General features: G+C 73.1%; 14 protein-coding genes. 13 read left to right on the forward strand and 1 reads right to left on the reverse strand.

Annotated features, from left to right (window positions below):
- Positions 1-1,143, forward strand: a 1,143-nt coding sequence (locus A2U95_RS09790) for a hypothetical protein (protein WP_240957261.1), incomplete at its 5' end; no start/stop codon positions are given.
- Positions 1,144-1,257: 114 nt separating this feature from the next.
- On the opposite strand, the gene A2U95_RS09795 is transcribed toward A2U95_RS09790, so the two are convergent.
- Complete coding sequence (locus A2U95_RS09795) at positions 1,258-3,036, reverse strand: bifunctional metallophosphatase/5'-nucleotidase (protein WP_166021771.1); 1,779 nt, start codon at positions 3,034-3,036, stop codon at positions 1,258-1,260.
- A 213-nt stretch (positions 3,037-3,249) separates the two neighbouring features.
- Between A2U95_RS09795 and mshD the strand changes: the two genes are divergently transcribed.
- The 12 genes from mshD to pstB all read left to right on the forward strand — a co-directional run bounded on the left by mshD (position 3,250) and on the right by pstB (position 16,380).
- On the forward strand, positions 3,250-4,185 hold the full coding sequence (gene mshD / locus A2U95_RS09800; RefSeq protein WP_166021772.1) for a mycothiol synthase: 936 nt from the start codon (positions 3,250-3,252) through the stop codon (positions 4,183-4,185).
- 102 nt (positions 4,186-4,287) lie between these two features.
- Positions 4,288-4,683: a GntR family transcriptional regulator gene (locus A2U95_RS09805; protein WP_166021773.1), complete on the forward strand. Its 396-nt coding sequence runs from the start codon at positions 4,288-4,290 to the stop codon at positions 4,681-4,683.
- On the forward strand, positions 4,680-5,543 hold the full coding sequence (locus A2U95_RS09810; RefSeq protein ID WP_166021774.1) for an ABC transporter ATP-binding protein: 864 nt from the start codon (positions 4,680-4,682) through the stop codon (positions 5,541-5,543). The genes A2U95_RS09805 and A2U95_RS09810 overlap by 4 nt, the downstream gene beginning before the upstream one ends.
- Positions 5,540-6,649 carry a hypothetical protein gene (locus tag A2U95_RS09815; RefSeq protein WP_166021775.1) on the forward strand — a complete coding sequence of 370 codons (1,110 nt, stop codon included), beginning with the start codon at positions 5,540-5,542 and terminating at the stop codon, positions 6,647-6,649. The genes A2U95_RS09810 and A2U95_RS09815 overlap by 4 nt, the downstream gene beginning before the upstream one ends.
- Complete coding sequence (locus A2U95_RS09820; RefSeq protein ID WP_166021776.1) at positions 6,646-7,704, forward strand: ABC transporter permease; 1,059 nt, start codon at positions 6,646-6,648, stop codon at positions 7,702-7,704. Before A2U95_RS09815 ends, A2U95_RS09820 begins: the two co-directional genes overlap by 4 nt.
- A 250-nt stretch (positions 7,705-7,954) precedes the next feature.
- Positions 7,955-10,225: an RNA degradosome polyphosphate kinase gene (locus tag A2U95_RS09825; RefSeq protein WP_166021777.1), complete on the forward strand. Its 2,271-nt coding sequence runs from the start codon at positions 7,955-7,957 to the stop codon at positions 10,223-10,225.
- Positions 10,206-11,204 (forward strand): CHAD domain-containing protein, encoded by a 999-nt coding sequence (locus A2U95_RS09830; RefSeq protein WP_240957263.1) that lies wholly within the window; start codon positions 10,206-10,208, stop codon positions 11,202-11,204. Before A2U95_RS09825 ends, A2U95_RS09830 begins: the two co-directional genes overlap by 20 nt.
- Positions 11,201-11,620 carry an NUDIX hydrolase gene (locus tag A2U95_RS09835; RefSeq protein WP_166021779.1) on the forward strand — a complete coding sequence of 140 codons (420 nt, stop codon included), beginning with the start codon at positions 11,201-11,203 and terminating at the stop codon, positions 11,618-11,620. Before A2U95_RS09830 ends, A2U95_RS09835 begins: the two co-directional genes overlap by 4 nt.
- A gap of 601 nt (positions 11,621-12,221) precedes the next feature.
- On the forward strand, positions 12,222-13,361 hold the full coding sequence (gene pstS, locus A2U95_RS09840; protein ID WP_166021780.1) for a phosphate ABC transporter substrate-binding protein PstS: 1,140 nt from the start codon (positions 12,222-12,224) through the stop codon (positions 13,359-13,361).
- Positions 13,362-13,536: 175 nt separating this feature from the next.
- Positions 13,537-14,538: a phosphate ABC transporter permease subunit PstC gene (gene pstC / locus A2U95_RS09845; RefSeq protein ID WP_166021781.1), complete on the forward strand. Its 1,002-nt coding sequence runs from the start codon at positions 13,537-13,539 to the stop codon at positions 14,536-14,538.
- The gene (pstA, locus tag A2U95_RS09850; protein ID WP_166021782.1) at positions 14,535-15,584 is read left to right on the forward strand and encodes a phosphate ABC transporter permease PstA; all 1,050 of its coding nucleotides are present in this window, start codon (positions 14,535-14,537) and stop codon (positions 15,582-15,584) included. The genes pstC and pstA overlap by 4 nt, the downstream gene beginning before the upstream one ends.
- Before the next feature lie 19 nt (positions 15,585-15,603).
- Positions 15,604-16,380, forward strand: coding sequence for a phosphate ABC transporter ATP-binding protein PstB (pstB, locus tag A2U95_RS09855; RefSeq protein WP_166021783.1), 777 nt, complete (start codon positions 15,604-15,606; stop codon positions 16,378-16,380).
- Positions 16,381-16,391 lie beyond the last annotated feature (11 nt).

A 16,391-nucleotide genomic window follows, 5' to 3' on the forward strand; every position in this document is an offset into this window, starting at 1 on the left:
GCCTACCCGTCGCAGGCAGGAGCCCCGGGCGCCGCGCACCAGGCCTACCCGTCGCAGGCAGGAGCCCCGGGCGCCGGCCACCAGGCCTACCCGTCGCAGGCAGGAGCCCCGGGCGCCGGCCACCATGCCTACCCGTCGCAGGCGGGGGCTCCGGGGGCCGCGCACCAGGCGGTGGCGCACCCCCAGCCCGGGCCGATGCCGGGCCCGGATGCCGCCGGGCACCGGACGGGTGCCGGGACGCACACCGGCGCCGCGCCGTACGCCGAGGCCGCGGCCCCTGCCGCCGCCACCCCCGCCGGTCCGCAGACCGGAGCCGGGGCCGGGACCGACGGACAGGCGGGAGCCGGGGCGCAGGCCGGCCCGGACCTCGTCGGGTACGGGCCCGCCACGGTCGGCGGCAACGCGCGCGTGACGGACGCCCAGCGCGCCCGCGCCGAGGGCCGCTCACCGATCATCGACCCCGGTTTCCAGCCCGCCGTGCTCACCGCGGCGCTCTCCCTGCTGGTGGCCGGCGGAGCGGCCCTCGGCCCGTGGGCGCTGCTGCTTCCGCTGGTCGTGCTGCAGGGTCTGACCGCGGCCGGCTGGTTCCGCCTCAACGGCATGTGGCCCGCCCGCCAGGGCATCGCCCTCGGTTTCCTCGGCGCGCTGGTGGCCGACGCGGCGGTGCTGGTCGTCGGCCGGGAGCACGGCGCGGCGGCGGTCATCGGCACGCTGGGCGTCTGGGTGCTGCTCACCCTGGTGCTCCAGCTCCGCAGCCACGCCGAGCCCGACGAGCGGATGTACGGCCTCACGGCCGCCCTCGCCGCCGCCGCCCTCGCCATCCTGGCCACCGGCCACCTGGCGGCCGAACCGGAGGCGGTGACCGTCGGCGGCGTCGCGGTGGCCGCCGCGATCCTGGTCCGGGCCGCCTTCACGAGGCCGGCGCCGGTCGGCATGGTCCTCGCGGTCGCCGTGGCGGCCTGCGCCGGGGCCGTGCTCGGCTCCGGGCTCGGCGGGGCGCCGCTGGGCGCGCTGGCCGGCCTGTGCGCCGTGGTGGGGCACCGGGTCGCCGCCTACGACTACCCCTCCCGCTTCGTGCACTTCACGGCGGGTGTCGCCCTCCCGCTCGCCCTGGCCGCCCCCGCGGCGCTGCTGCTGGGCTGAGCGCTCCGGCCTCCCCGGGCCGCACGCGAAAGGGCCGCCCCGTGCGTCGCACGGGGCGGCCCTTTCGCGTCGGGCCTCAGACCGTCAGGCCCCCAAGCCGTCCGGCCGTCCGGCTCACTTGACGATCGTGATGCGGTCCGCCGCCGGCGGCGCGATCGGCGAGGACGGGGAGGACGTCGCGGTCAGGTAGTCCGCGAACGCCGTCAGGTCGTCGCTGCCGACGACCGGGTCGGTGCCCTTGGCCAGTGCCGGGAAGTTGTCCCCGCCGCCGGCGAGGAAGTTGTTCATCGCGACCCGGTAGGTGGCCGTGAGGTCCACCGGCTGCCCCTGGATCCGGACCGAGCCGGCGACCAGGCGGTCGGCGCCGGACTTCGTCATGTCCAGCGTGTAGGTGAGCCCCTCGGAGACCTGCAGGATCTTCGGCGAGGCCGCGTTGCCGCCGCTGACCTGCTGCTGCAGGGCGGCGACGATGTCGGCACCGGTGAGGTCCACCAGGTTCACCGTGTTGCTGAACGGCTGGACGGTGAAGCCCTCGCCGTAGGTGACGACGCCGTCGCCCTCGTCGCCGCTCGCGGCGTAGGTCAGGTCGGCGCGGACGCCGCCCGGGTTCATCAGCGCGAACGCCGTGTCCGGATCGATGCCGCGCGCGTGGTGCAGCTGCGCGTCCGCGATCAGGTCGCCCAGCGGGCTCTCGGTGCCGGTCTTGGTGATGTCACCGCTGATGTAGCCGATGGGCCGGTTGGCCACCGGCTCCGACAGCGTCCTCCACCGCTCGATCAGGGTGGTGATGTCGTCGGCGGGGTCCTGGGTCCGGCTGACCACGTGGTTGGCCGAGTCCACCGCGGTGCGCACGATGTCCTTGGTCGCCACGTCGTAGGTCAGCGTGGTGTCCGTGTACAGACGGCCGAAGGAGGCCGCCGAGGTCACCATGCGGGACTTGCCCGCCGGGTCGGGGATGTCGCAGACGTACGCGTTGTGGGTGTGGCCCGTGACCAGCGCGTCGACCTTGGGGCTGACCTTCTTGGCGATGTCGACGATCGGACCGGAGATGCCGCCGGCCTCCGCGTCGCACAGGTGGTTGTACGCGCCGTTGGCGGGCACGCCGCCCTCGTGGACCAGCGCCACGACGGACTTGACGCCCTTCGCGTACAGCTCGTCCGCGTACTTGTTGATCGTCTCGACCTCGTCGTGGAACTTCAGTCCCTTGACGCCCTCGGCGGTGACGATGCCGGGGGTGTTCTCCAGCGTGACGCCGATGAAGCCGATCTTGACCGGGCCCTGCTTCCAGACCCAGTACGGGGCCAGAGCGGGCTTGCCGGTGTCCTCGTGGGTCACGTTGGCGCCCAGGTACGGGTAGTCCGCGCCCTCGAACGGCGTGTCGGTGTAGCAGCCGTCGGTCGGGTGGCAGCCGCCGTCGCGGATGCGCTTCAGCTCGGCCAGCCCCTCGTCGAACTCGTGGTTGCCCACCCCGGACACGTCCAGGTCGAGCTTGTTGAGCGCCTCGACGGTCGGCTCGTCGTGGAACAGACCGGAGAGCAGCGGGCTGGCGCCGATCAGGTCGCCGGCCGCGGCGGTCACGCTGTACCGGTGGCCCTCGCGCGCGGTGCGCAGCGAGGCCGCCAGGTACTCGACGCCGCCGACGCCTTCGATGGTCCTGGTGGTGCCGTCGGGCTGAACCTCCGTCACACGGCCGCTGGAGCCGGCCGGGGGCTCCAGGTTGCCGTGCAGGTCGTTGAAGGAGAGCAGCTGCACGTCGACCGTGCGCCCGCTCCGGGCCTGTGCCTGGCCGGAGGCGTCGGCGGGCAGGGCGGCGGTCAGCGCGCCGACGGTGGCCAGCGCGGCGCCGGTGATCAGGATGCGGTGGGTACGTCGCTGCCGGGATTTCCGCGGCATGGTCCCCCCTCGTTGGTGAGTAGGTGCACAGTGGGGTGGCTGAGCGGCAGCTTAGGGTCAACGCGCGTAGCGGCGACAGGGGACGCGGGTCACAGCCTGATTGCGACTGTCCGGACACCTGGCGGGAGGGGTCCTCCGGCGTCCGGACGCGGGACCACCCGGACGACCACCGCCGACCTGTGGCGCGCCGGGCGCAGGCCATACGCTCGGAGCATGACCAGCCCTCTGAGTCCCCGCCAGATCGACACCCTGGACCGTCTCGCCCCCGAGCAGGTCGACGAGGTGACCGCCCTGCTGTCGGCCGCCCTGGACGCGGACGGCCAGCACGCCGTGTCCGAGCAGGGCCGGCTGCACCTGAGGAGCGGCGAGCCCCGCCCCGGCATCGTCCACCTGCTGCTGACCGTGGGAGACGGCGAACTGGCCGGTTACGCCCAGCTGGACGGCTCCGACCTCGTCGAGGCGCCCGCCGCCGAACTGGTGGTGCACCCCCGGCACCGCGGCCGGGGCCACGGCCGGGCGCTGGGCAGCGCCCTGCTCGCCGCCACCGGCAAGCGCCTGCGGGTGTGGGCGCACGGCGGCCACGCCTCCGCCCGCCACCTGGCCCAGGTCCTCGGCCTCACCCTCTTCCGCGAGCTGCGCCAGATGCGCCGGCCGCTGACCGGCGCGGACGCCCCCGAGCTGCCCGAGCCGGTCCTCCCGCCGGGCGTCACCGTCCGCACCTTCGTGCCCGGCCAGGACGACGCCGCCTGGCTGGCCGTCAACGCCGAGGCGTTCGCCCACCACCCCGAGCAGGGTTCGCTCACCCAGCGGGACCTGGACGACCGCAAGGCCGAGTCCTGGTTCGACCCGGCGGGGTTCTTCCTCGCGGAGAAGGACGGCGAGCTGGTCGGCTTCCACTGGACCAAGGTGCACGCCGAGGAAGGCGACGGTGGGATCGGTGAGGTCTACGTGGTCGGCGTGCGCCCCGGCGCCCAGGGCGGCGGCCTCGGCAAGGCGCTCACCGTCACCGGCCTGCGCCACCTGGCGGCGCGCGGGCTGCCCGCCGCGATGCTCTACGTCGACGGCGACAACAAGGCCGCCGTCACCGTCTACGAGCGCCTCGGTTTCACCACCCACGAGACGGATCTGATGTACCGCACCGAACTCTGACCCCGCGTCAGGCGGTGACGGCCCCGAGGGGGCGGCGACTTGACGCCGCCCCCTTCCTTGCACCACCCTTCCACTACTCAATTAGTGAAAGGGTGTTGTCGAGTGGTCGAGTACCGCATCGACCGGCGCAGCGGCGTCGCCACCTATCTGCAGATCGTCCAGCAGACCAAGCACGCCCTGAGACTGGGCCTGCTGGAGCCGGGTGACCGGCTGCCCACGGCCCGCGAGGTCGTGGCGGCCACCGCCATCAATCCGAACACCGTCCTCAAGGCCTACCGCGAGCTGGAACGCGAGGGCCTGGTGGAGGCCCGGCGCGGCCTCGGCACATTCGTCCGGCGCTCCCTCGGCCCCGCCACCGCCGACTCGGCCCCGCTGCGGGACGACCTCGCCGCGTGGGCGGAGCGGGCCAAGGCGTCCGGCCTGGAACGCGACGACGTGTCCGCGCTGGTGACCTCCGTCCTGGACGACCTCTATCCCTTCGAGGGGGACCACGAATGACCGACATCGCCATCGAGGCGGAGGCCCTGGGCAGGCGCTACACCCGCCGCCTCCCCCGACGCCGCGTCCACTGGGCGCTGCGGGAGTGCTCGTTCGGCCTCCCGGCCGGCCGCGTCTGCGCGGTGGTCGGCCCCAACGGGGCCGGCAAGTCCACGCTGCTCTCCCTGGCCGCGGGCCTGGCCCGTCCCACCGAGGGCGCGATCCGGGTCCTCGGCAAGGGCCCCGGCGAGGTGCGGGAACGCGTCGCGTACGTCGCGCAGGGCAAGCCCCTGCACGCCCAGCTCACGGTGATCGACACGCTGCGCCTGGGTCACGCCCTCAACCCGGCGCGCTGGGACCAGGCGACGGCCGAACGCATCGTCGCCCAGGGCGACCTGGACCCCACCGCCACGGTCCGCAGCCTCTCCGGCGGCCAGCGCACCCGGGTCGCCCTGGCCCTGGCGCTCGGCAAGCGGCCGGAACTCCTGCTGCTGGACGAGCCGATGGCCGACCTCGACCCGCTCGCCCGCCACCAGCTGATGGGCGAACTGATGGCCGAGGCCGCCGAGCACGGCACCACGGTCGTCATGTCCTCGCACGTCATCGCCGAGCTGGAGGGCTCCTGCGACCACCTCCTGCTGATCCGCCGCGGCCGGGTCCGCCTGCAGGGCGGGCTGGAGGACGTGCTGGCCTCCCACACCCTGGTCACCGGTCCCGCCGAGGCATCCCTGGACGGCCACACGGTGATCGAGTCCCGCACCACGGGCCGCCAGATCACCGCCCTGGTACGCCCCGCGGGCCCGCTGCCCGAGGTCCACGAGGCGACCACGCCGACGCTGGAGGAACTGGTCCTCTCCTACCTCCGGGAGCCCGCCGCATGACCGTCACGACGACCTCTCCCGCCCCGCCCGGGGCGGAGGACTCCGGAGCGCCCGCGAAGCCGCCGGGCGGGCCGGCCTGGGCCGTGTTCCTCCTCCACCGCTGGGCGCTGTGGGCATGGATCGCCTACGTCGCCCTGGGCGCCGGGCTGCTGCTGTGGGCGTGGGGGCCGGCGGTGAACGAACTGAGTTCGACGGCGGCGACGTGCGAGCTCGGCGGGCGCGGGGAGCCGCACTGCGCCCAGCGGCTGTACGAGGCCCTCACCTCCTACCAGGAGTTCATGCGCCTCGGCTTCTTCGCCGTCCTCGGCGCCCCGCTCCTGGTCGGCGCCTGGGCGGCCGCCTCGCTGACCGCCCGCGAGATGGAGACCGGCACCGCCGACCTGGCATGGACCCAGTCCGTCCCGCCCGCCCGCTGGCTCACCGCCAAGCTCGCGCTCCCCGCCGTCGCCGTCACCGCCGGCATCACGCTGCTGCTGGCGCTGTACCGGCTCGCCCACCACGCGGGCGTCGGCCTGCTCACCGACATCCGGCAATGGGCGCCGTCCTGGTGGAACGAGGACGTCTTCACCGCGCTGGGCGTCGTCATGGTCCCCCGGATGCTGTGCGCGGTGGCCGTCGGCGTCCTGCTCGGCCTGTTGCTCAAGCGGACACTGGCCTCACTCGGCACCGGGCTGGTGCTCATGGGCGCGGGCACGTCCGCCCTCGTGCTCGGCCGCCGGTTCCTCTGGCCGGCCGAGATCCGCTACGGCAGGGAGAACGCCACCGCCTCGCCGTACACGAACCTCACCCCCACCGACTGGCAGGTGGCCAGCGGCGCGGTGACCGAGTCCGGCGAACTGGCCGGGGAGGCCGGCGAACGGGCCGCGTACGGCTGCATGGAAACGGGCTACCAGGAGCACCGCGACACCTTCGACGGCGACGCGTACTACTCCTGCCTGGAGGACCGGGGCTACACCGACGTCTGGGTCGCCTACCACCCCGAGAGCCACCACTGGCCCCTCCAGTTCGTGGAGTCCGGCATCTGGCTCGCCGTCGCCGCCCTCGCGGTCCTCCTGTCCTACCGGATCCTCCACCGCCGCACGGCCTCCGGGGAGCGCGTCGCATGACCACGACCCTGACACCCGCGTCCACCGACGCGCCCGCGAAGGTCCTGGGCGGCATCGCCCGGACCACGCTCCGCCTCCACCGCTGGGCCCTGTGGCTGTGGACCGCCTACGTCGCCCTGGGCACCGGACTGCTGCTGTGGGCGCGGGGACCGGCCGCGAACGAGTTGCGGTCACTGCTCGCGTCCTGTGACACCGGCACGACCGTGCCCGACGCCTGCCTGTCCCGCCTCGACGCCGCCCTGGGCAGCTACGAGACCCTTCTGCGCACCGGTTCCTATGTCATCCTCCTCATCCCGTTCCTGGTCGGCGCCTGGGCGGCCGCCGCCCTGACCGCCCGCGAGATGGAGACCGGCACGGCGCACCTGGCCTGGACCCAGTCGGTAACCCCCGCCCGCTGGCTCACCGCCAAACTGGCTCTGCCGGCCGTGGCCGTCACCGCGGGCACCACACTGCTGCTCGCGTTGTACCGGCTCACCCACATCGAGGGATCCGGCCCGTTCGAGGCGGTGACGCATGCCACCCGGAGCCCGTGGGGTGAGGACTTCTTCACCGGGATGGGCGTCGTCATGGTGCCCCGGGTCCTGTGCGGCGTGGCCGTCGGTGTCCTGCTCGGCCTGCTGCTGAGGCGGACACTGGCGTCGCTCGGCACCGGGCTGCTGCTGATGGCCACGGGCACCGCGTCGTTCACGGCCGGCCGTCAGCACCTCTGGCCGGCCGAGATCCGCTACGGCTACGCCGAGGACGAGTCCTCACCGCGGTGGGACACCGTCAACGACGAATGGCCGATGGACAGCGGCGCGGTGACCAGGTCCGGCGAACTCGTCGGGTACGACTACGGCTGCCTGGACGCCGTGCACCCCAGCGACGGCCCGCCCGGAGATGCCGACGACTTCTACGCCTGCCTCAGGGCCGACGGTTACACCGACGTGTGGGTGACCTACCACCCCGAGGACCACTTCTGGCCGCTCCAGCTCGTGGAGTCCGGCATCTGGCTCGCCGTCGCCGCCCTCGCGGTATTCCTGTCGTACCGCGTCCTCCGCCGCCGTACGGCCTGACGCCTGGCAGCCAACTGCCCGTAACCCGGCATTAAGGCGTGCTTGCGACCCTTCCCACGTGGCGAAACCTCCCTCATCCGATGCCGGGCCGACGCCCCCCGAGGACAGCTCCCCGGGGGGCGACGGCGCGCCCGCCGGGCCCGAGTCGTCGCGCAAGGACGGCGTGAGCAGGCGGAACGCTCACCTCCGGGTGCTTCCACGCGCCCGATCCGACATGCCGTACGAGGACGCCACGCGGAACAATGGGGGCATGAGCGAGCCCAGTGCCCAGGACCCCAGTTCTCAGGACCTCCGTGCCCAGGACCCCGGCGGCCACGCCCCCGCGGCAGCCGCGGTCGGTCTGATACCGGCCGGACACGAGCCGGAACAGCCGCGCCCGCACCTGCCCGAGGAGCAGAACGGAACGGGGCCCGACTTCGACGGGTACCAGGAGACCCGCCACGACGAGGGCCCCCTCCCCGAAGGCCGTTTCCTGGACCGGGAGCGCAGCTGGCTCGCGTTCAACGAGCGGGTCCTCGAGCTCGCCGAGGACCCGGACACGCCGCTGCTGGAGCGGGCCAACTTCCTCGCCATCTTCGCCAGCAACCTGGACGAGTTCTTCATGGTCCGCGTCGCCGGCCTGAAGCGCCGCATCGCCACCGGCGTCGCCCAGCGCTCCGCCTCCGGGCTCCAGCCCCGTGAGGTGCTGGAGATGATCTGGGCGCGCTCCCGCGAGCTCATGGCGCGGCACGCCGCCTGCTTCCACGAGGACGTGGCCCCCGCCCTCGCGGAGGAGGGCATCCACGTCGTCCGCTGGGGCGAACTGACCGAGAAGGAGCAGGCGCGGCTCTTCACGCTGTTCCGCTCCAAGATCTTCCCGGTGCTCACCCCGCTCGCCGTGGACCCCGCGCACCCGTTCCCCTACATCTCCGGCCTCTCGCTCAACCTGGCCGTCGTCGTCCGCAACCCGGTCTCCGGCCACCGCCACTTCGCCCGGGTCAAGGTGCCGCCGTCCCTCTCCCGCTTCCTGGAGGCGTCCCCGGAGCGCTACGTCCCCATCGAGGACGTCATCGCCGCGCACCTGGAGGAGCTGTTCCCGGGCATGGAGGTGCTCCAGCACCACGCCTTCCGCATCACCCGCAACGAGGACCTGGAGGTCGAGGAGGACGACACGGAGAACCTCCTCAAGGCGCTGGAGAAGGAGCTCATGCGGCGCCGCTTCGGCCCGCCGGTGCGCCTGGAGGTCGAGGAGTCCATCGACCGGGTCGTCCTCGACCTGCTGGTCCGCGAGCTGAAGATCACCGAGGCCGAGGTGTACCCGCTGCCCGGGCCGCTGGACCTCACCGGCCTGTTCGGCATCGCCGGCCTGGACCGCCCCGACCTCAAGTACCGCAAGTTCATCGCCGGCACCCACCGCGACCTGGCCGAGGTGGAGTCCGCCTCCGCGCCCGACATCTTCGGCGCGCTGCGCGAACGGGACGTGCTGCTGCACCACCCGTACGACTCCTTCTCCACCTCCGTCCAGACCTTCCTGGAGCAGGCCGCCGCCGACCCGGACGTGCTGGCCATCAAGCAGACCCTCTACCGCACCTCCGGCGACTCGCCGATCGTCGACGCCCTCATAGACGCGGCCGAGGCCGGCAAGCAGGTGCTGGTGCTGGTGGAGATCAAGGCCCGCTTCGACGAGCAGGCCAACATCAAGTGGGCGCGCAAGCTGGAGGAGTCCGGCTGCCACGTCGTCTACGGCCTGGTCGGGCTGAAGACGCACTGCAAGCTGTCGCTGGTGGTCCGTCAGGAGGGCGACACCCTGCGCCGCTACTCGCACGTCGGCACCGGCAACTACCACCCCAAGACGGCCCGCCTCTACGAGGACCTCGGCCTGCTCACCGCGGACCCGCAGGTCGGCGCGGACCTGTCCGACCTGTTCAACCGGCTCTCCGGCTACTCCCGCCGGGAGACCTACCGCCGCCTGCTGGTCGCGCCCAAGTCGCTGCGCGACGGGCTGGTCCAGCGGATCGGCAAGGAGGTCCGCCACCACCGGGCCGGCCGGCCCGCCCACGTGCGGATCAAGGTCAACTCGATGGTTGACGAGGCGGTCATCGACGCCTGCTACCGCGCCTCCCAGGCCGGGGTGCCGGTGGACATCTGGGTCCGCGGCATCTGCGCGGTGCGGCCCGGCGTGCCCGGGCTCTCGGAGAACATCCGGGTCCGGTCGGTCCTCGGCCGGTTCCTGGAGCACTCGCGGATCTTCTCGTTCGCCAACGGCGGCGAGCCCGAGGTGTGGTTCGGCAGCGCCGACATGATGCACCGCAACCTCGACCGCCGCATCGAGGCGCTGGTCAGGGTCACCGACCCGACCCACCGGGCGACCCTCAACCGGTTCCTGGAGACCGGCATGTCCGACTCCACCTCCTCCTGGCACCTCGGCCCGGACGGTGAGTGGACCCGGCACTCCACGGACCCGGAGGGACGCCCGCTGCCGCATGTCCAGGAGATGCTCATCGACGCCCGGAGGCGCCGGCGTGGCCCAGCAACACCCTGACGTCCGACACCCCGGCGCCCCGTACGCCGACGCCCGGCCCTTCGACCCCGGCGCCCCGTACGCCGACGCCCGGCCCCTCGACGCCGGCGCCCCCGCCCCCGCCCCCGTGCTCACGGCCTACCTGCGCGCGCAGGGCGCCGAGTTCCTGCGCGCGCTGGCGGCCTGGGCGGGGGGCGGCCCCGCGCAGGGCGGGGAGGCGGACGCCGCCCCCGTCCTGCGCGGGACCGCGCGCCGCATCGGCGCCACGCTGCACACCTTCCACGGCGCGTTCGACCCCGCGTGGTCCACGGGATTACGGCGTGAGCTCGCCTGGTTCTCCGGCACCCTCGCGCAGGAACGGCTGCACGCGGCCACCCTGCGCCGCCTGCAGGCCGCGCTGCAGGAGCCGCAGGGGGACCTCGGGACGGCCAGGGCCGCCGCGCTGCTGGAGCGGCGGCTCACCCTGGCCCGCGGCCGGGCCCACTCGGCGGTGCTGGAGGCGCTGGGCTCGGCACGCTTCCACGCCCTGGCCGACGCGGTGGCCCTGCTGGGCGGCGACGTCCCGCTGCGGGGCGGCGCCGCCGTGGAGCCGCGGGACCTCGCCTCCGCCACCGAGCAGCAGCTGGCCGACGCGGTGGCCGCGCTGCCGGCGGAGCCGGAGACGGGCCCGTGCCCGGTTCCGCCCGGGGACGGCGACGCCGCCTGGCACCAGGTCCGGTCGCTGCTGAGGCTGCACCGGTACGCGCTGGAGGCCCTCGGCCTGCCCGTCCCGTCACGGCTGACCGCCGCGGCACGCACCCTCGACCGCCACCGGGACGCCGCCGAGGCGGCCTCCGTCGCCGCCGACGCCGCCCGCACTCCGCGGATCGCCCCCGCGACGGCCTACGCGCTGGGCAACCTCCACGCGCACCAGCGCCACGAGGCCCTCGCCGCGCGGCGCGCCTTCCACCGCACCTGGCAGTCCGTCCCCCGCTCCCGGAACACGGTGACCGTGCCATGACCACACCCGACTCCGACGGAACGATCCTGGCCGCGGGGTGCGTGCTGTACCGCCGGACCGGCTCCGGCGGACTCGAGGTCTGCCTGATCCACCGGCCGAAGTACGACGACTGGTCCCTCCCCAAGGGGAAGCTCCACCCGGGCGAGACGCCGGAGCAGGCGGCGGTCCGCGAGGTGGCCGAGGAGACCGGCCACCACGTCCGCCTCGGCCCCCGCCTGCCCACCGTCCGCTACACGGTGGGCGGCCGTCCCAAGCGCGTCGACTACTGGGCCGCCGAGACCGCCTCCCCCGACGCCTTCACCCCCACCCACGAGGTCGACGCCCTCCACTGGCACCCCGCCCCCGCCGCCCGCCCCCGCCTCACCCACCCCCACGACCGCTCGGTCCTGGCCGCCTTCCTGTCCCTCCCCCTCTGAGGCCCCGCCGTCGCGCCCGCGGACCGTCGTGCCGCAGGGGCGGGCGGGCCTTCGGAAGCAGGTCCGGGAGGGGGCGGTCACGGACCACGCGCGCACGCGTGACGGCCCGCTCCGCGGAAGCCGAGCCCTCCGGGCGGGAGAAGCGGGGCGGTCGCCCGCGCCGCCGCGCCCGCCCCGGTGTCCGGCCCGCGCCGCCGCGCCCCCGCACGTACGGCACCGCGGCCCCGCCCCGGCGAGGGCGGCCGCCCACGGCGAGGACGTGACGGCGCGGGCGGCCACGAGGGCGGCGGGGCGGCGCGGGTACCACCGGAATGCGGCAAGACGGCCGTGCGGCACGGACGACCACGGGAGCGGCAGGGCGGGCACACCGCGGCGGAAACCCACCCGGCGGTGGCCGGCGGTGGCCGACGGTGACCTCACCGCACCGTCCCCCCGGATTCACCCCCCGTTCACTCTCCCCCGTCGGCCTCGTCACCTCATCGGCCTAATTTCGACCTCGACGGCGGGGAAACCGTCGCAAAGACATCCCCCGCACCCGAAACTTCGCACGCCGCCACCGGACACCAACCGCCCGGCGGCTCCCGGAAGGAATCCACGAAAAGTGACGCTTCAGCGCAAGACCCGGCGCCAGACCCGGCGGGCCCTGACCCTCGGCGCTCTCGCCGTTTCCGGCGCCCTGGCCCTCACGGCGTGCGGCTCGGACGCGACGGGCGAGACCAGTGCCACGGGCGGCGCGAACACCCCGAAGGCCGGCGCGATCGACTGCGGCGACGCCAAGGGCCAGCTCCTCGCTGACGGCTCCTCCGCGCAGAAGAACGCGATCGACGCGTGGGTGAAGCAGTTCTCCGCCGCGTGCCAGGGGAGCCTCCAGATCAACTACAAGGGCTCCGGCTCCGGCGCGGGCATCACCGCGTTCACCCAGGGCCAGGTCGCCTTCGCCGGTTCCGACTCCGCGCTCAAGCCGGAGGAGATCGCGGAGTCCAAGAAGATCTGCAAGGACGGCCAGGCGATCGACCTGCCGATGGTCGGCGGCCCGATCGCGGTCTCCTACAACCTCCCCGGCGTGGACGAGCTGGTCCTGGACGCCCCGACCCTGGCGAAGATCTTCGACTCGAAGATCACCACCTGGGACGACGCGGCCATCAAGAAGCTCAACCCGGACGCCGAGCTGCCGTCCACCAAGATCCAGGCCTTCCACCGCTCGGACGAGTCCGGCACCACGGACAACTTCACCAAGTACCTGATCTCCGCGGCTCCGGACGACTGGAAGTACGAGGGCGGCAAGTCCTGGCAGGCCAAGGGCGGCCAGGCGGCCTCCGGCTCCAGCGGCGTGGCCCAGCAGGTGAAGCAGACCGAGGGCGCCATCGGCTACATGGAGCTCTCCTACGCCAAGGGCAGCACCACCGTCTCCATCGCCACCGGCGCCTCCGCCCCGGTCCCCGCGACCGTGGAGAACGCCTCCAACGCCATCGCCGACGCCAAGATCGTGGGCACCGGCAAGGACCTGGCCCTGGAGCTGAACTACGGCACCACGGCGGACAACGCCTACCCGATCGTCCTGGTCACCTACGAGATCGTCTGCGACAAGGGCAACAAGCCCGAGACGCTCCCGGCGACCAAGGCGTTCCTGAACTACATCGCGAGCGAGGACGGCCAGGCGCTGCTCGCCGACGCCGGCTACGCCCCGATCCCCGACGAGATCATCGGCAAGGTCCGCGAAACCATCGACGGCCTCGCCTGATCCCCGCGAGCCCGGCCGCCGGGCCGGGCTCCGTCCGGTGCACCGCCGCCAGGAGCCGCCGGCCCGCCCCGCACCCCGGGGCGGGCGGCAGCCCCGCAGACCGGAGATCCTGATGGACATATCGACACAGAAGCCCCAAGCGGGCAACGACGACACGCTTCCGGAGGACGCTGCCATGAAGCACGCGCCCTCCGCTCCGGCGCCCGGGCACGCGCCGGCCACGAAGGCCCCCGCACCCCGCGCCGCCGGCACCGCCACCCGCCGCGGAGACCGGATCTTCCTCGGCCTCTCCCGCGGCTCCGGCATCCTGCTGCTGGCCGTGATGGCCGCGATCGCGGTGTTCCTGAGCTACCGCGCGATCCTCGCCATCAGCAAGGACCAGGGCAACTTCCTCACCACCTTCGAGTGGGACCCCAACAGCACCGAGCCGGTCTTCGGCATCGCCGTGCTCGCCTTCGGCACCGTCGTCTCCTCGGTGATCGCCATGGTCATCGCGGTCCCGGTCGCGGTGGCCATCGCGCTCTTCCTGACCCACTACGCCCCGCGGCGGCTGAGCGGCCCCATCGCCTACGTGGTGGACCTGCTCGCGGCCGTGCCGTCGATCGTCTACGGCCTGTGGGGCGCGCTGGTCCTCGTCCCGCACATGAACGGCCTGTTCAGCTGGCTCGACACGTACCTGGGCTGGACCGGGATCTTCTCCTGGCAGGGCGGCCCCGCGCGGTCCATGCTCACCGTCGGCATCCTGCTGGCGGTCATGATCCTGCCGGTCATCACCAACGTCAGCCGCGAGGTCTTCCGCCAGGTGCCCAAGGCGCACGAAGAGGCTGCGCTCGCCCTCGGCGCCACCCGCTGGGAGGTCATCCGCATGTCGGTCCTCCCGTTCGGCCGGTCCGGGGTGATCTCCGCGTCGATGCTGGGCCTCGGCCGCGCGCTCGGCGAGACCATGGCGGTGGCGACCGTCCTGTCGCCCACCTTCGACATCCAGGCCAGCCTGCTCGACCCGGGCGGCGGCACCTTCGCCCAGAACATCGCCAGCAAGTTCGGCGAGGCGAACGAGCAGGGCCGTGACGCGCTGATCGCCTCCGGTCTCGTCCTGTTCGTCATCACCCTGCTGGTCAACGGCGCCGCGCGGATGATCATCGCCCGCCGCAAGGAGTACTCGGGGGCCAACGCATGAGCACCGCACACGCCACCGTCAAGCCCGTCTCCCTGCAGGGCGCCCGGCTGCCGAAGTGGGCCCCCTGGGGCGTCGCGGCCACCGCGATCGCCGTCGCCGTGGCCGTCGGCCTGGCGGCCGGCCTGCACAGCCGCGTCCAGTGGGGACTGATCGCCGCGGTCCTGTTCGTCCTCGGCACGTACGCGCTCTCCGCCAAGGTCGAGGGCCGCCGCCAGGCCAAGGACCGCGTGGCCACCAGCCTGGTCTGGGTCGCCTTCCTGCTCGCCGTCGTCCCGCTGCTCTCCCTGGTCTGGGAGACCGCGGTGCGCGGCGTGAAGGTCCTCGACGGGTACTTCCTCACCCACTCCATGGGCGTCGTGGCCGACGCCGAGCCCGGCGGCGGCATCTACCACGCCATCCTCGGCACCGCGCAGCAGGTGGGTCTCGCCACCCTGATCGCCGCGCCGATCGGCGTGCTCACCGCGATCTACCTGGTGGAGTACGGCCGGGGCTCGCTGGCCAAGGCCGTCACCTTCTTCGTCGACGTGATGACCGGCATCCCGTCCATCGTGGCCGGCCTGTTCATCCTGAGCCTGATGCTCATGCTCGACCTGCAGCCCTTCGGCTTCGCCGGCTCGCTGGCGCTGGCCATCCTGATGCTGCCGGTCGTCGTCCGCTCCACCGAGGAGATGCTCAAGCTCGTGCCCAACGAGCTGCGCGAGGCGTCCCTCGCCCTGGGCGTGCCCAGGTGGCGGACCATCCTGAAGGTCGTCCTGCCGACCGCGGTCGGCGGCATCACCACCGGCGTGATGCTCGCCATCGCCCGCATCGCGGGCGAGAGCGCCCCGGTCCTGCTGCTGGTCTTCGGCAACAACTTCATCAACGCCAACCCCTTCGAGGGCGCCCAGGCGTCGCTGCCGCTGTACATCTACCAGCAGTACATCAACAGCGCCGGCTCGCCCGCGGCCTACGACCGCGCCTGGGCGGCGGCACTGACGCTGATCGCCTTCGTGATGATCCTCAACCTGGTGGCCCGCGGCATCGCCCGCTGGAAGACGCCCCGCTGAACCTCTGGAAGTGACTGAAATGGCCAAGCGAATCGACGTCAGCGGCCTCTCCGCCTTCTACGGCGCCCACAAGGCCATCGAGGACATCTCGATGACCATCGAACCCCGCTCGGTGACCGCCTTCATCGGCCCCTCCGGCTGCGGCAAGTCCACGTTCCTGCGCACCCTGAACCGCATGCACGAGGTCGTCCCCGGCGGCCGCGTCGAGGGCAAGGTGATGCTGGACGACGAGGACCTGTACGGCCCCGGCATCGACCCCGTGTCGGTGCGCCGGGAGGTCGGCATGGTCTTCCAGCGGCCCAACCCGTTCCCCACCATGTCGATCTTCGACAACGTGGCGGCCGGGCTCCGCCTCAACGGCGACTACAAGAAGTCCGGGCTCGCGGACATCGTCGAGCAGTCCCTGCGCGGCGCCAACCTCTGGAACGAGGTCAAGGACCGCCTCAACAAGCCCGGCTCCGGCCTCTCCGGCGGCCAGCAGCAGCGCCTGTGCATCGCGCGGGCGATCGCCGTGCAGCCCAAGGTGCTGCTGATGGACGAGCCCTGCTCGGCCCTGGACCCGATCTCCACGCTCGCCATCGAGGACCTGATCGGCGAGCTCAAGGAGCAGTACACGATCGTCATCGTCACCCACAACATGCAGCAGGCGGCCCGCGTCTCGGACCGCACCGCCTTCTTCAACCTGGCGGCGATCGGCCAGCCCGGCAAGCTGATCGAGATCGACGAGACGGAGCGGATCTTCTCCAACCCGTCGGTCAAGGACACCGAGGACTACATCTCGGGCCGCTTCGGCTGATCCCGCCCCTC

Source organism: Streptomyces chilikensis (genome assembly GCF_001642695.1).
Lineage (GTDB): Bacteria > Actinomycetota > Actinomycetes > Streptomycetales > Streptomycetaceae > Streptomyces > Streptomyces chilikensis.

Bases quoted from the DNA above. Each gene is read 5' to 3' on its own strand.
- A2U95_RS09795 (WP_166021771.1), bottom strand. From the start codon at position 3,036: ATGCCGCGGAAATCCCGGCAGCGACGTACCCACCGCATCCTGATCACC.
- mshD (WP_166021772.1), top strand. From the start codon at position 3,250: ATGACCAGCCCTCTGAGTCCCCGCCAGATCGACACCCTGGACCGTCTC.
- A2U95_RS09810 (WP_166021774.1), top strand. From the start codon at position 4,680: ATGACCGACATCGCCATCGAGGCGGAGGCCCTGGGCAGGCGCTACACC.
- A2U95_RS09815 (WP_166021775.1), top strand. From the start codon at position 5,540: ATGACCGTCACGACGACCTCTCCCGCCCCGCCCGGGGCGGAGGACTCC.
- A2U95_RS09820 (WP_166021776.1), top strand. From the start codon at position 6,646: ATGACCACGACCCTGACACCCGCGTCCACCGACGCGCCCGCGAAGGTC.
- A2U95_RS09825 (WP_166021777.1), top strand. From the start codon at position 7,955: ATGAGCGAGCCCAGTGCCCAGGACCCCAGTTCTCAGGACCTCCGTGCC.
- A2U95_RS09835 (WP_166021779.1), top strand. From the start codon at position 11,201: ATGACCACACCCGACTCCGACGGAACGATCCTGGCCGCGGGGTGCGTG.
- pstC (WP_166021781.1), top strand. From the start codon at position 13,537: ATGAAGCACGCGCCCTCCGCTCCGGCGCCCGGGCACGCGCCGGCCACG.
- pstA (WP_166021782.1), top strand. From the start codon at position 14,535: ATGAGCACCGCACACGCCACCGTCAAGCCCGTCTCCCTGCAGGGCGCC.
- pstB (WP_166021783.1), top strand. From the start codon at position 15,604: ATGGCCAAGCGAATCGACGTCAGCGGCCTCTCCGCCTTCTACGGCGCC.